12 protein-coding genes are annotated in these 12,872 nt (G+C 63.6%); 7 read left to right on the top strand and 5 right to left on the bottom strand.

Annotated features, from left to right (window positions below; all coding sequences use genetic code 11):
• Position 1: 1 nt before the first annotated feature.
• From pcaF to AC0L25_RS13220, 5 genes are read right to left on the bottom strand one after another with little or no spacing between them, the layout of a single operon-like run.
• Positions 2-1,207 (bottom strand): 3-oxoadipyl-CoA thiolase, encoded by a 1,206-nt coding sequence (gene pcaF / locus AC0L25_RS13240; RefSeq protein WP_473595895.1) that lies wholly within the window; start codon positions 1,205-1,207, stop codon positions 2-4.
• A 52-nt stretch (positions 1,208-1,259) separates the two neighbouring features.
• Positions 1,260-2,561, bottom strand: coding sequence for an NAD(P)/FAD-dependent oxidoreductase (locus tag AC0L25_RS13235; RefSeq protein WP_473595894.1), 1,302 nt, complete (start codon positions 2,559-2,561; stop codon positions 1,260-1,262).
• 2 nt (positions 2,562-2,563) lie between these two features.
• A complete protein-coding gene (locus AC0L25_RS13230; RefSeq protein WP_473595893.1) occupies positions 2,564-3,946 on the bottom strand; it encodes a glutamine synthetase family protein in 1,383 nt (460 codons plus the stop codon).
• A gap of 4 nt (positions 3,947-3,950) precedes the next feature.
• Positions 3,951-5,234 (bottom strand): glycosyltransferase, encoded by a 1,284-nt coding sequence (locus AC0L25_RS13225; protein WP_473595892.1) that lies wholly within the window; start codon positions 5,232-5,234, stop codon positions 3,951-3,953.
• Between the two features lie 17 nt (positions 5,235-5,251).
• Complete coding sequence (locus AC0L25_RS13220; protein WP_473595891.1) at positions 5,252-6,190, bottom strand: GntR family transcriptional regulator; 939 nt, start codon at positions 6,188-6,190, stop codon at positions 5,252-5,254.
• 236 nt (positions 6,191-6,426) lie between these two features.
• Between AC0L25_RS13220 and AC0L25_RS13215 the strand changes: the two genes are divergently transcribed.
• The 7 genes from AC0L25_RS13215 (at position 6,427) to AC0L25_RS13185 (ending at position 12,866) form a co-directional block, all read left to right on the top strand.
• Complete coding sequence (locus AC0L25_RS13215; RefSeq protein WP_473595890.1) at positions 6,427-7,491, top strand: polyamine ABC transporter substrate-binding protein; 1,065 nt, start codon at positions 6,427-6,429, stop codon at positions 7,489-7,491.
• 240 nt (positions 7,492-7,731) lie between these two features.
• Positions 7,732-8,574, top strand: coding sequence for an ABC transporter permease (locus AC0L25_RS13210; protein ID WP_473595947.1), 843 nt, complete (start codon positions 7,732-7,734; stop codon positions 8,572-8,574).
• 186 nt (positions 8,575-8,760) lie between these two features.
• A complete protein-coding gene (locus AC0L25_RS13205; RefSeq protein WP_473595889.1) occupies positions 8,761-9,552 on the top strand; it encodes an ABC transporter permease in 792 nt (263 codons plus the stop codon).
• On the top strand, positions 9,549-10,622 hold the full coding sequence (locus AC0L25_RS13200) for an ABC transporter ATP-binding protein (RefSeq protein WP_473595888.1): 1,074 nt from the start codon (positions 9,549-9,551) through the stop codon (positions 10,620-10,622). Before AC0L25_RS13205 ends, AC0L25_RS13200 begins: the two co-directional genes overlap by 4 nt.
• Positions 10,623-10,639: 17 nt before the next feature.
• Positions 10,640-11,914: a glycosyltransferase gene (locus AC0L25_RS13195; RefSeq protein WP_473595887.1), complete on the top strand. Its 1,275-nt coding sequence runs from the start codon at positions 10,640-10,642 to the stop codon at positions 11,912-11,914.
• Between the two features lie 232 nt (positions 11,915-12,146).
• Positions 12,147-12,497: a cupin domain-containing protein gene (locus AC0L25_RS13190; protein WP_473595886.1), complete on the top strand. Its 351-nt coding sequence runs from the start codon at positions 12,147-12,149 to the stop codon at positions 12,495-12,497.
• A 24-nt stretch (positions 12,498-12,521) separates the two neighbouring features.
• Positions 12,522-12,866, top strand: a complete 345-nt coding sequence (locus tag AC0L25_RS13185; RefSeq protein ID WP_473595885.1) for a cupin domain-containing protein — start codon at positions 12,522-12,524, stop codon at positions 12,864-12,866.
• Positions 12,867-12,872: the final 6 nt, after the last annotated feature.

Below are 12,872 nucleotides of genomic sequence, written 5' to 3'. Positions count from 1 at the left end.
TTTACTGCCGTTCGAGCGCCACGGCGATGCCTTGGCCGACGCCGATGCACATGGTGGCAAGCGCATAGCGGCCGCCGCGCTCGCGAAGTTCCAGCGCCGCCGTGCCTGATATGCGCGCACCAGACATGCCGAGCGGGTGGCCAAGCGCAATGGCGCCGCCATTCGGATTGACGTGCTCCGCGTCCTCAGCGATGCCGAGTTGGCGCAGTACGGCGATGGCTTGGGAGGCAAAGGCTTCGTTGAGCTCGATGACATCGAAGTCCGTCGCCCTCAGCCCGAGCCGGGCGCACAGCTTCTGCGTGGCCGGCACCGGGCCGATGCCCATGATGCGCGGCGCCACGCCGGCGGCCGCTCCTCCAAGAATGCGGGCGATCGGCGTCAGCCCGTATTTCTTCACCGCGGCCTCCGAGGCGACGATCAGCGCCGCGGCACCATCGTTGACGCCCGACGCATTGCCGGCCGTGACCGTGCCGCCTTGCCGGAACGGCGTCGGCAATTTCGCCAGCGCCTCGATCGTCGTACCCGCGCGCGGATGCTCGTCCTTCGAGACGATGACCGCGTCGCCCTTGCGCTGCTGGATCGTTGCGGGAATGATTTCCTTCGCCAGCCGGCCATTGGCCTGCGCGGCCACCGCCTTATCCTGACTGCGCACGGCAAAGGCATCCTGGTCAGCGCGGGAGATGGCGTACTCTTCCGCAACATTCTCGCCGGTCTCCGGCATCGAGTCGATGCCGTACTGCTTCTTCATCAGCGGGTTGACGAAGCGCCAGCCGATGGTGGTGTCATAGATCTCGGCATCGCGCGAAAAGGCGGTCTCCGCCTTGGGCATGACGAAGGGAGCACGGCTCATCGATTCGACGCCGCCTGATATCATCAACTCCGCCTCGCCTGCCTTGATGGCGCGCGCGGCGATGATCACGGCGTCTATGCCGGAACCGCAGAGGCGATTGACGGTCGAGCCGGAAATCTCCTCGGGCAGTCCGGCGAGCAACAGCGCCATGCGCGCCACATTGCGATTGTCCTCGCCGGCCTGATTGGCGCAGCCATAGACGACGTCATCGACCGCGGCCCAATCTATGCCGGGATTGCGTTCGGCCAGCGCCCTTAGAGGTATCGCGCCAAGATCGTCGGCGCGGACCGACGCCAACTGCCCACCGAAGCGTCCGATCGGCGTGCGGATGTAGTCGCAGATATAGGCCTCGGCCATCTATGAAGCTTTCTCTCTTGCGTTTCCCTGGTGCGGGCCCACTTGCCGATCCTCAATGCTTGATGCGGTCGCGCATCGCATACCACAGCATGCCGAGCACATAGAGCGGACCGCGCAGCGCCGTGCCGCCGGGAAACGGCATTGGCCTCAGCGTCGAAAACAGATCCAACCGCGACGTGTCGCCGGTGATCGCCTCAGCGAGCAGCTTTCCCGACAGCGTCGACAGGATCACGCCCTTGCCGGAATAGCCATGCGCAAAATAGACCTCGCCATAGTGGCCGACATCCGGCAGGCGCGATGTCGTCACCGAGACCAGCCCGCCCCAGGCATGATCGATGCGGCGGCCGCGCAATTGCGGAAAGGTCTTTTCCATATGCGGCCGCACGAAGCCGGCAATGTCTGCGGGCGGCGACGGCGTGTAGCGCTCGCCGCCGCCGAACAGCAGGCGGCCGTCCGCCGACAGCCGGTAGTAGTTGACCACGAAGCGGGTGTCGGAAACGGCGACATTGCTTGGGATGACATCGCTCGTGTCGCCCAGCGGCTCAGTGGCGACGATGTAGTTGCCAACCGGCATGATGCGGCTGTTGACGCGCGGCTCGAGCCCCTGGAGCAGCGCGTCGCCGGCCAGCACGACGTGCCTGGCCCGGACCGAGCCCTTGGCCGTCGCCACCCTGATGGCAGGTTCCCGCTCCAGCTGCAGCGCCACCGAATTTTCGTGGATGGTGGCGCCCGCCGCTGCAGCTGCGCGTGCAAGACCAAGCGTATAATTCAGTGGATGCATATGGCCGCCGAGTTTTTCGTACATCGCGCCGTGATAGGGCGTGTTCACCATTCCACGCGCCTGCGCTGCCGACAGCATCTCGACATCATGAAAATTCATTACGCTGGCAAGGCACTCCGCCTCTTCCTCGAGGTCGCGCAGGTCGGAGCCGTTGACCGCACCGGCCAGGTGGCCGGTCAGCCTGAGGTCGCAATCGATGGCGTGACGCTCGATCAGGTCGAGCACCAGCCTGCGCGCCTCGAGGGCGAGATCGAAAAGCGCCCGCGCCCGTTCGGGCCCATAGAGCTTGACCAGACCCTTGGCGCCTTTGCGCAGGCCGGGAATGATCTGGCCGCCATTGCGCCCGGACGCCCCCCATCCGATCTTGCCGCCTTCGAGCAGCACCACCTTCAGCCCGCGTTCGGCGGCATGAAGGGCTGCGGACAGGCCGGTGCAGCCGCCGCCGACCACCACGAGATCGGCGTCGCTATCGCCCTGCAGCGCCGGATGGTCCGGAGCCGGATTGGCCGTCGCGACATAGTATGACTTGCCGATATCCAGGCCGGAGTTGAAGCCCCCAGAATCGAAGCTCATAGTCAAACCTTGAGCAGCAGATGGTCGCGTTCCCAACTCGTGACGACGCTCTGGAACAGGTCGAGCTCGACGCTCTTGACGCGCAGATAGGTCTGGAGAAAATCCTCGCCGAGCATCTCCCGAACCGGGCTGCAGGCGGCGAAACGATCGAGCGCCTCCTCCATGGTTTTGGGCAGCGTGCTCTTGCTGCGATAGGCGTTGCCCGATGCCTCGGGCGAACGCGACAGTTTTTCCTCGACGCCGAGATAGCCGCAGAGCAGCGAGCCGGCCATCGCCAGATAGGGATTGGCGTCGGCGCCGGGCAGCCGGTTTTCCACCCGACGAGCAGCACGCCCACCGGCCGGCACGCGCAGGCCGCAGGAGCGGTTGTCGTGCGACCACTCGATGTTGGCGGGTGCGCTGTGGTTCGGCCGGATGCGGCGGAACGAATTCACGTTCGGCGCAAACAGCGGCATCACCTCGGGAATGTATTTCTGCAGGCCGCCGATGAAGTGCCCGAACATCTCGGTATCGTCCTCGTCGCGCCCGGCAAACAGCGTATTCCCGGCCTCGTCGATGACCGACATGTGGAGATGCATGGAGCTGCCGGCCTGTGCAGCAATCGGCTTGGCCATGAAGGTCGCGTGCATACCGAATTCCTGTGCGGCCTGGCGCGTCATCCGCTTGAACAGCAGCACCTTGTCGGCCAGCGGCAACGCGTCGCCATGCAGGAAATTGATCTCCAACTGAGCCGTGCCCGATTCATGGATCAGCGTATCGAGCGGCAGTCCGGCCATCGCAGCATAGTCGTAGAGGCGCCGGATCACCGGCTCGAATTCCTCCAGCGCCGCCATGTCATAGGGGTGCTGTACGGTTTCGGCGCGGCCATTGCGTCCGACCGGCGCTGTCAGCGGCCGATCGGGATCGGGATTGGGCGCGGTCAGGTAGAATTCGAGCTCCGGCGCCACCACCGCCCGCCAGCCGCGCTGGCGATAGAGATCGAGCACGGCCCTCAAGACATGACGCGGCGAGGCCATCCACGGCCGATCGTCCATGTGAAACGCATCGGCGAAGACGTAAGCTTTGTCCGCTCCGGCGCCGGGTGCAAGGCAGAGCGTCGCGAGATCCGGCACCATCCGCATATCGGGGTCCTGATAGCCGAAGCCCTCGTCGTTGGAACCGGAATAGCGGCCGTCGATGCAGACCAGGAACGCGCTGCTCGGCAGGTAGAGGGCGCGGTCCTCGATCGACTTCAGGAACTTGGCCGTCGGCAGGGCCTTGCCGCGCAACACGCCATTCACATCCGGCACCAGGCACTCGACTTCCCTGATCCCCTGCTGCTCCAGCCATCCCTTCGGATCCTCCATTGGGGTCATTTGCGGTGCATCCGTTGTGGTGTTGAGCATCAGGTCACGTCCTTACGAGGGCGAGAATGGCTTCGGCGGCGGCGTCCGTTCCCGGCGCCCGTGCCATGGTGGCCGCATTCTCCTTGAGGCGAAAGCGCATTTCGCCGTCGGCCATTAAGCCAAGGATGGCATTTTCCAGTTCGTCGTCGCTCCAGCCATCGCGGCTGAGGTGACGGCCGACGCCGGTTTCCTCGGCGCGTCGCGCATTGTCATGCCCGTCCCAGCAATAGGGCATGATCAGCGACGGCACGCCGAAACGCAGCGCTTCGCAAAAGCTGTTGTTGCCGCCGTGATGGATGAAGAGGTCGGATTTCGCGACGACCGACGGCTGCGGAAACCAGGCGTCGAGATAGACATTGTCCGGAACCGCGCGGTAGGTGTCGCGCAGACCGCCGACATTGACGATGAAGCGGGCCGGAAGCCGATCAAACATGGCGAGCATGCGCTCGATCAGGCCGACATCCATGGCGCCCAGGCTGCCGAAGCTAAGATAGACCAGCGGCCCGTCATTGCGCGGAAAGACCGGCACATCGAACGGCCCTTCCGAACGGACACAGCCTTCGAGATAGACGAAGCGGGCCGGGTCGAGCGGCTCGGCGCGCTGCCTGCGCACGATCGTCGGAGTCAGCAGCAGATTGAGGTCGGGCGAAGCTTCCAGAAAAAGACCCTTCTGCAAGCGTGCAAGGCCGGCATCTGCGCGAAGCCGGTTGAACCGGTCGTGAGCCGGAGCGACCGCTGCCAGATAACGCGCCTCGAAGGCCTCGCGGCTCGGGTCGTCGGCGGCGAGACCGGACAGATAGGGTGGTACATCGGCGTCGGGAAGCTCGGTTTCGGCGCAGGACACCACGCGCACCCATGGGCAGCCGGCAGCGGCCAGCGCCGGAAACATGATGACATTGTCGAGCACCACGGCGTCCGGCTTCAGCCTAGCCAGCAACTGCCGCAGCGGCGCCTCGGCATTGACCGCCGTATCGACGATCGCTTCCCAGGTCGGAGCGACGTAGGTTTCGAGCTGGTCGATCGGGCTCAGCCTGAAATGCGGCAGATGCCGGCGCACGAAAGCCTGCCAGTAGCTCTGGCGTTCGCTGTCGGTCAGCGGCTCGTCGGTCGGCAACTGGTATTCCTGAAAACCATAGTCGGCGAACACACCGGAAAAGCCGGCGTGACAGATGAACACCGGCCGGGCGCCACGGGCGCGCAAGGCTTGCGCGATACCGACGCAATTGAGCGCCGCGCCAAAGCTCGCTTCGGGAAACAGCGCGATGGTCGGGCTGGCTTTGCGCGTCACTGTTCTCGTGGTCCTCGTCAGTCCGGCCGGCTGATCATGCCGAACAATGCGGGGGCCCCGCGGCTGGCCGCCTGCGGTCGCTGGCTACGGGACAATCGCAGATGGACGCGAAGCAGATCGGCTGCAATCTCATACTGCCGGCTTTCCAGTTGGTCGAGTATGGTCAGGTGCTCGCGCAGCGATTGCTTCAGCCGGAAGACGTTGACGCCGGCATAGGTCCCCGGCAGCCGGCGCAGCCTGAGATGGTCGGACAGCGCGTCGGTGACGAACCGGTTGGCGGCGCCGTCGGCGATCATGCCGTGAAAATCGATGTCCAGCCGCTGGAACTCTCTGATATCGAATCCGGCATCGGGCAGCGCCAGCAGCGCCTCCATGCCCTGGCGCAAGGCCGCCGCACGCGTCCCGTCCAGCCGGAAGCCGGGCGCCAGAATGGCGGCGGGTTCCAGCAGCAGGCGGAACTCATAGCTTTCGCCTTGCGCCTCCGGATCGTCAGGCGCCCGCCTGAACAGCCAGGCCTGTCCCGGTGCGCGGTCCAGAAGATTTTCATCTGTCAGTTTCTTTAGTGCTTTTAGTACCGTCTTTCGCTCGGCATCATACCGCCGCATCAGCGCGCCGATGGTCACCGTCTGGTCCAGTCGGCGCGCTGACCGATCGCGCAGGATCATCTCCGCGAGTTCGTCCTCTTCGGTAACAGGCAGGTCGGCGGCAAGGGTCGCCTGGTTGGTGAGGTCAACGGCCAGCCGATAGCCGGATTCAGCTTCCCAGCGGACGACGCCTTTTTCCGTAAGCAGCCGCAACGCGGCCCGAACCGGCGTTCGCGAGACATTGCAAAGCGAAGCGATCTGCTGTTCCGGGAGATGAGCACCGGCCTCGAAGCCGCGTTGCCGGGCCACATCCAGAATGCGCTGAGCGAGATCGAGATGGTTGGTGCGTGGTCGTCTGGCAACGGCTTGCATGGCGATTCTCGTGAACGGGCTTGACCGCTGCGGTTTGACCGATCGCCCTTGCGGACGCAATCGGCCAGTTCGCGGCGATTTTCCAAATTATGGATTGACGTACTTTTTTCTGCAATAGTACTGTGACGTCAATCGGCAACAAAAAGACCGGGGAACAGGACGAAGCGGCGGCACGGTCGCAAGCGCTGGTCCGACGATTGATTGAATTCGACGATCAACCAGAATGGGAGTCTGTCATGACCGCCACCACCCTGCGGCACCGTTCGTTAAAAACATCCGCGATCGCACTTGGCCTCGCCATGGCGCTGTCGGCGCCGGCGGCCGCCGCCGACCTCGTCATTTCCAACTGGGACGGCTACATGGCGCCGGATGCCATGGCCGCCTTCAAGGCCGCAACCGGCGTTTCCGGCGAAGTCGTGGTTCACGCCACCAATGAAGAGATCATGGGCAAGCTCGTGGCTTCGGGCGGCAAGGGCTATGACGTGGTCTTCGTCTCCTCGCCCTTTGCCGAAGTGCTGAACAAGCTCGGGCTGATCGAGGCGATCGACCACGCGAAGATCCCCAACCTTGCCAATCTCTATCCCGAGGCGACGAAGCTGCCGCACGATGCCGGCAATAATTTTTCCGTGCCGTATACCTGGGGCACCACCGGCCTCTGCTACCGCTCGGATATGGTGAAGACTGAGCCGACCAGCTGGAACGATCTTCTCGCGCCGTCCGATGCCCTCAAGGGCAAGACCACGATGCTGGCAACCGACCGCTGGCTGCTGGCCGCCGGCCAACTCGCCAAAGGCTATTCGGTGAACGAGACCGATCCGGCCAAGCTCGCCGAGGTCAAGGACCTGCTGATCTCGGCCAAGAAGACCTTGCTCGCCTATGACGACACCACCTTCTACTCGAAGCTGGTCTCCGGCGAGGCGCTGATGGTGCAGGCATGGGATGGCTGGTGCAACTACGGCATCGCCGAAAATCCGCAGATTAAATACACCATACCCAAGGAAGGCTCGGACCTGTGGGTCGACACGATGGTGGTGATGAAGGCCTCGGCCAACAAGGACGCCGCCTTCCAGTTCATCAACTTCATGCTGGACGCCAAGAACCACGCCTGGGCGGCCCAGAACATCGACTACAAGGTGCCGAATAAGCCGGCTATGGAAAGCCTGCCGGCGGATTTTCTCGCCAAGTTCCCCAATATGGGCATGCCGGTGGCCGAGTTGGTTAAGTTCGAGCAGCTGCGCGATGTCGGCGACGCTCAGCGCGACTATTCGAAGATCGTCAGCGAGATCAAGGCCGCGCAATAGACGCCCGCCGTTCCGGTAACTGGAAACAAGCTTGCGTTCCTTCGCGCCCCCCTCTGGCCTGCCGGCAATCTCCCCCTCACGGGGGGAGATTGGCTGTGGCACCGCTTTCGCCAGCCTGCAAAGCTTGAGGGTGAGCGGGACGTTGGGGCAGCTAATCTCCCCCCTTGAGGGGGAGATGGCCGGCAGGCCAGAGGGGGGTGCTACGTGAAATCTTACACCCCCTCCCGCTCCTCCTTGCTGATGGCGCCGGCGCTGGCCTGGCTCACCGCCTTGATGGTGGTGCCATGCGCGTTGGTGCTGGCGCTCGCCTTCTTCCGGCGCGGCATCTATGGCGGCATCGAATACACCTTCACGCTGGAGAATTTCGGGCTGGTCTTCGACCCGCTCTATGCCGGCATCTTCCTCAATTCGGCGCGCATCGCCGGCACGGCAACGCTGATCGCGGTGGTGATCGGCTATGCCGCCGCCTATGCGATCGCGGCAGCACCGCGCCGGTGGCAGCCGGTGTTCCTGTTTTTCGCCGTGCTGCCGTTCTGGTCCAACTACCTGATCCGCACCTATGCCTGGATCGTGCTGCTCAACCGCGAAGGTCTGATCACGCAGCTCTTGCGCTGGCTTGGCTACACCGGCGAGCCGCCGTCGATGCTTTACACCGAAGGCGCCGTCATCGCCGGCCTGGTCTACAATTATCTGCCTTTCGTCATCCTCGCCTGTTACGCGCCGCTGTCGCGTCTCAATCCGGAGCTCGCGGAAGCCTCGCGCGATCTCGGCGCCTCGGCCATGACCACATTTCGCCGGATCATCCTGCCGTTGACCGTGCCGGGTATCGCCGCCGGAGCGGTCTTCGTCTTCGTGCTGTCGATCGGCAATTTCGTCACGCCGGCGCTGCTCGGCGGCGGCCGCTTCCAGATGATCGGCAATCTCGTCTATGACCAGTTCCTGACCGCCAATGACTGGCCATTCGGTGCGGCGCTGGCGATGGCGCTGATCGTCATCATGCTGCTGGTGCTGACAGCGCAGGCGCTGGCCGCGGATCGTGCCTCTGGCCGTACCGTCGAAGCGAAAGGGGGCGCCGATGTCTGAGCGCTCCCTTCTCTTTCCCTTCTCCCCGTTCACGGGGAGAAGGTGCCCCGAAGGGGCGGATGAGGGGCGGCGCAAACACCGGCAATGCTGGGCGCTGCCCCTCATCTGCCTGCCGGCATCTTCTCCCCGTGAACGGGGAGAAGGACGCTGGCCGCTCGCTCACATCCAGACCATCGGACGTCGGCCATGACTTCATCTCCACCCCGAATTTTAGCCTTGCGGACTATCCTCGTTCTCGTCTTCGCCTTCCTCTACATTCCGATCGCCGTGCTGGTGGCGCTGTCGTTCAACCAAGGCGGGCTGCCGACCGTCTGGTCGGGCTTTTCGCTGAAATGGTACGCCTCGCTCGCCGGAAACGCCGCGATCCTTACCGCCGCCCTCAACACGCTGATCGTGGCGCTTGTCTCGACCGCGATCGCCACGCTGCTCGGCACGCTGCTGGCGATCGGCGTCGAAATGCGCCGCCAGTATGGGAGCGGCCTCGAGGCACTGATCTTCGCGCCAATGATCATTCCCGACATCGTGCTGGCGATCGCGCTGCTCAGCTTCTTCTCCTTGCTCGACTTCACCCTCGGCCTGCACACCATCATCCTCGCCCATGTCGTCTTCAACCTCGCCTTCGTCTGTTCGGTGGTGCGCGCGCGGCTGAAGAGCTTTGACTGGTCGATCGTCGAGGCCTCCGCCGATCTCGGCGCTTCCGCGCTCACCACCTTCAGGCGGGTGACATTGCCGGTCATCCTGCCTGCGGTCGTCGCCGGCGCGCTGCTCGCCTTCACGCTTTCGGTCGACGAGTTCATCATTGCCTTCTTCACATCAGGCGCCGGCCGCGCCTCGACCACGCTGCCGATGCAGATCTATTCGATGATCCGCTTCGGCATCACCCCGGAGATCAACGCATTGGCGACCATTGTCATGACGGTCTCAATCACCGCGCTGACCCTGTCGCAGCGGCTCAACCGCGGGGTGATCGGCCAATGAGTGAGCCCCGCACGCTGCTGGCGATCGAAAGGGTGTCGAAGAATTTCGGCCGGGTGACGGCCGTCGACGGCATTTCGCTCGACATCCGCGAGAACGAGTTCTTCGCCTTGCTCGGACCTTCGGGCTGCGGCAAGACCACGCTGCTGCGCATGCTGGCCGGCTTCGAGACGCCCAATGGCGGGCGCATCTTGCTCGACGGCCGCGACATCGCCAAAACCCCGCCGAACAAGCGGCCGGTCAATCTGATGTTCCAGTCCTATGCGCTGTTTCCGCATATGAGTGTCAGGGCCAATGTCTCCTACGGCCTCGAAATGGAACGTTTGCCGGCAAAGGAAATCCGCTCCCGTGTCGACGCCATCCTGGCAACGACCGAACTCGTCGCTTTCGCTGACCGCAAGCCGGAACAATTGTCGGGCGGGCAGAAGCAGCGCGTCGCCCTTGCCCGGGCGCTGGTCAAGCGGCCGCGGCTGCTGCTGCTCGACGAGCCGCTCGGCGCGCTCGACAAGAAATTGCGCGGCGCCATGCAGCTGGAGCTGAAGCGGCTGCAGCACGAGGTCGGCATCACCTTTGTCATCGTTACCCATGACCAGGAGGAATCGCTTGTCATGGCCGACCGTATGGCGGTGCTCAGGGACGGCAAGCTGCTGCAATGCGACACGCCGCACGCGGTCTATGAGCATCCGGCCGACCGTTTCGTCGCCGACTTCATCGGTGTGATGAATTTCGTGCCCGGCAAGGCCACCGCCGATGGCGTGCTGGCAGCGGACGGCACACGGATCGCCGGCACGGTTCCCTCAACTGTGGCTCCCGGCGCTGCGGCCGTCGCTTCGGTGCGGCCCGAACGCATCCGGCTTTTCCCGTCGCCAGAAACGGCCAACCGCATTGCCGGTACCGTCGAGGCGCTCGCCTATCAGGGGCTCGACCTGCAGCTGCATGTACGCACCGCTCTGTCGCAAAAACCGTTCCTGGTGCGCGTCACCGCCGACGCCGCCGACCGGCGCCCGGTCTCGTCAGGCGATGCGGTCGAGCTCGGCTGGGATGCCGCCGACGTCAGAATTTTCGCAGATTGATCGAAGGAGAACCTTTCATGGCGCAGAAGACGATCGCGTTTTTTCCGGAAGCCGCTTACGGCCCGGCGCTCAATTCCGTCGGCATCGCCCAGGCGGTCGAGGCACGCGGCCACAGAGCGGTGTTCCTGTCGGATCCCGGCTTTGTCGATGTCTATAAGAGCTACGGCTTCGAGGCTCATCCGGTGAACCTGTCCGAACCGATGCCGCCGGAACAGATGGCCAAGTTCTGGGAAGACTTCATCAACGGCCACATACCGAACTTCCGCAAATCGCCCTACGACCAGGTCGACAACTACGTGAAGGACTGCTGGACGGCGATCGTCGATAGCGCCAAATGGGCTGAGAAGGATCTGCCCGGCGTGCTTGCGACGATCAAGCCGGATGTTATCTGCGTCGACAACGTCATCCTGTTCCCGGCGATCAAGCAGTATGGCAAGCCATGGGTGCGCGTCATCTCCTGCTCGGAAAACGAGATCGAGGACGAGGACATCCCGCCACACCTATCCGGCTGCCGCGAGAACGACCACGCCTGCCATCAGCGTTACCGCGACCATTTCAACGCCGTCATCAAGCCAATCCATGACGATTTCAACGCGTTCCTGCGTGCTAACAACGAGGAGCCTTACCCACTCGGCCAGTTTTTTGAAGCCTCGCCCTACCTCAATTTGCTGCTCTATCCCGAGGCGGCAAAGTTCAAGCGCCGCCATCCGCTCGACCCGGCAAAATTTCAGTATCTGGAAGGCTGCGTGCGGCAGGAGAAGCCCTACACGGTGCCGGTTTTTGCGAAGAATAACGACGGGCCATTGCTCTATGTTTCCTTCGGCAGCCTTGGCGCCGGCGATGTCGATCTGCTGAAGCGCATCATCGCAACCTTGGGCAAGACGCGCTACCGGGCGCTGGTCAATGTCGGCGGCTACAAGGACCAGTACGCGCAAGTGCCGGAAAACGTCATCGTCGAGAGCTGGTTTCCGCAGCCCTCGGTCATCCCGCAGGTCGATGCGGTGATCCACCATGGCGGCAACAACTCGTTTACCGAGTGCCTCTATTTCGGCAAACCGACAATCATCATGCCCTATGTCTGGGATGGTCATGACAACGCGACGCGGGTCGAGGAAACCGGCCACGGCTTCGGCATGCCGCGCTACGACTGGAACGATGCCGAGCTGATCGCCAAGATCGAAACCTGCCTGACCGACCCGGCAATCAAGGCCAAGCTGGCGAAAACGTCGGCGCAAATGCAATCGCAGAACGGCCCGGAGAAGGCGGCCGGGCTGCTGGAGAAGTTACTGTGACCGGGCGGATGGGTATGGCATTCCTTCGCGCCCCCCTCTGTCCTGCCGGACATCTCCCCCACTTGGGGGGAGATTGGCTGTCATCAGTGCTTTCGCCAATCACCAACCGAATAAATGAGGCGCTCTCGGCGAAGCTGCCGATCTCCCCCCAAGTGGGGGAGATGTCCGGCAGGACAGAGGGGGGCACCGTAGAGCGCGGGCACGTCAAGCACAAGCATGGCGGAGCACCCACATGACCTCCTCTGCGCCGCATCTTCACGAAGCCTCCACCCGCGCCGACCTCGTCGACTGGGGCACCCAGCCCAATGCGCTGGAAGGTGCTTCGCACTCGACCGGCAGGCTCGTCCACAAAGGGCCGAACAACCAGCCGGAATCCGGCATCTGGGTCTGCACCCCCGGCCGCTGGCGGCTGGCGATTCCGCGCGACGAATTGTGCCATTTCGTTGCCGGCCGCGCGACCTATCGGTCGGACGACGGCGAGATCATCGAAGTCTCCGCCGCCACGGTTGTCATGTTCCCGGCCGGCTGGGCGGGTGAATGCACCGTCCACGAAACCATTCGCAACATCTACATGCTGGCCTGAAGCCAGCCACTGGAGCTTCACGACATGCCGACACCAATCATGAAATCGCCGCTCGCCATCACCGACCTCGTCGACTGGGGAGTCATCCCCACCATGATCGAGGGAGAATCCTGCACCTCCGGCAAGCTGCTGCACAAGGGGCCGGAAGGTCGTTCCGAATGCGGCCTGTGGGTCTGCACCCCAGGCAAATGGCACTGCCATGTCACCCGTGACGAGTTCTGCCACTTCCTCGAGGGACGCTGCACCTATGTCCATGAATCCGGCGAAGTGATCGAGATCGAACCGGACACCGCGGCCTTCTTTCCGCAGGACTGGAAAGGCGTCTGCACCGTCCATGAGACGATCAAGAAGGTCTACATGATCCGCTGAGCGGGG

Source organism: Mesorhizobium sp. WSM4813 (genome assembly GCF_055811555.1).
This window is presented reverse-complemented; position numbering and strand designations above follow the sequence as displayed.

Bases quoted from the DNA above. Each gene is read 5' to 3' on its own strand.
- AC0L25_RS13220 (WP_473595891.1), bottom strand. From the start codon at position 6,190: ATGCAAGCCGTTGCCAGACGACCACGCACCAACCATCTCGATCTCGCT.
- AC0L25_RS13195 (WP_473595887.1), top strand. From the start codon at position 10,640: ATGGCGCAGAAGACGATCGCGTTTTTTCCGGAAGCCGCTTACGGCCCG.
- AC0L25_RS13230 (WP_473595893.1), bottom strand. From the start codon at position 3,946: ATGCTCAACACCACAACGGATGCACCGCAAATGACCCCAATGGAGGAT.
- AC0L25_RS13185 (WP_473595885.1), top strand. From the start codon at position 12,522: ATGCCGACACCAATCATGAAATCGCCGCTCGCCATCACCGACCTCGTC.
- AC0L25_RS13190 (WP_473595886.1), top strand. From the start codon at position 12,147: ATGACCTCCTCTGCGCCGCATCTTCACGAAGCCTCCACCCGCGCCGAC.
- AC0L25_RS13215 (WP_473595890.1), top strand. From the start codon at position 6,427: ATGACCGCCACCACCCTGCGGCACCGTTCGTTAAAAACATCCGCGATC.
- AC0L25_RS13200 (WP_473595888.1), top strand. From the start codon at position 9,549: ATGAGTGAGCCCCGCACGCTGCTGGCGATCGAAAGGGTGTCGAAGAAT.
- AC0L25_RS13235 (WP_473595894.1), bottom strand. From the start codon at position 2,561: ATGAGCTTCGATTCTGGGGGCTTCAACTCCGGCCTGGATATCGGCAAG.
- AC0L25_RS13205 (WP_473595889.1), top strand. From the start codon at position 8,761: ATGACTTCATCTCCACCCCGAATTTTAGCCTTGCGGACTATCCTCGTT.
- AC0L25_RS13210 (WP_473595947.1), top strand. From the start codon at position 7,732: ATGGCGCCGGCGCTGGCCTGGCTCACCGCCTTGATGGTGGTGCCATGC.
- pcaF (WP_473595895.1), bottom strand. From the start codon at position 1,207: ATGGCCGAGGCCTATATCTGCGACTACATCCGCACGCCGATCGGACGC.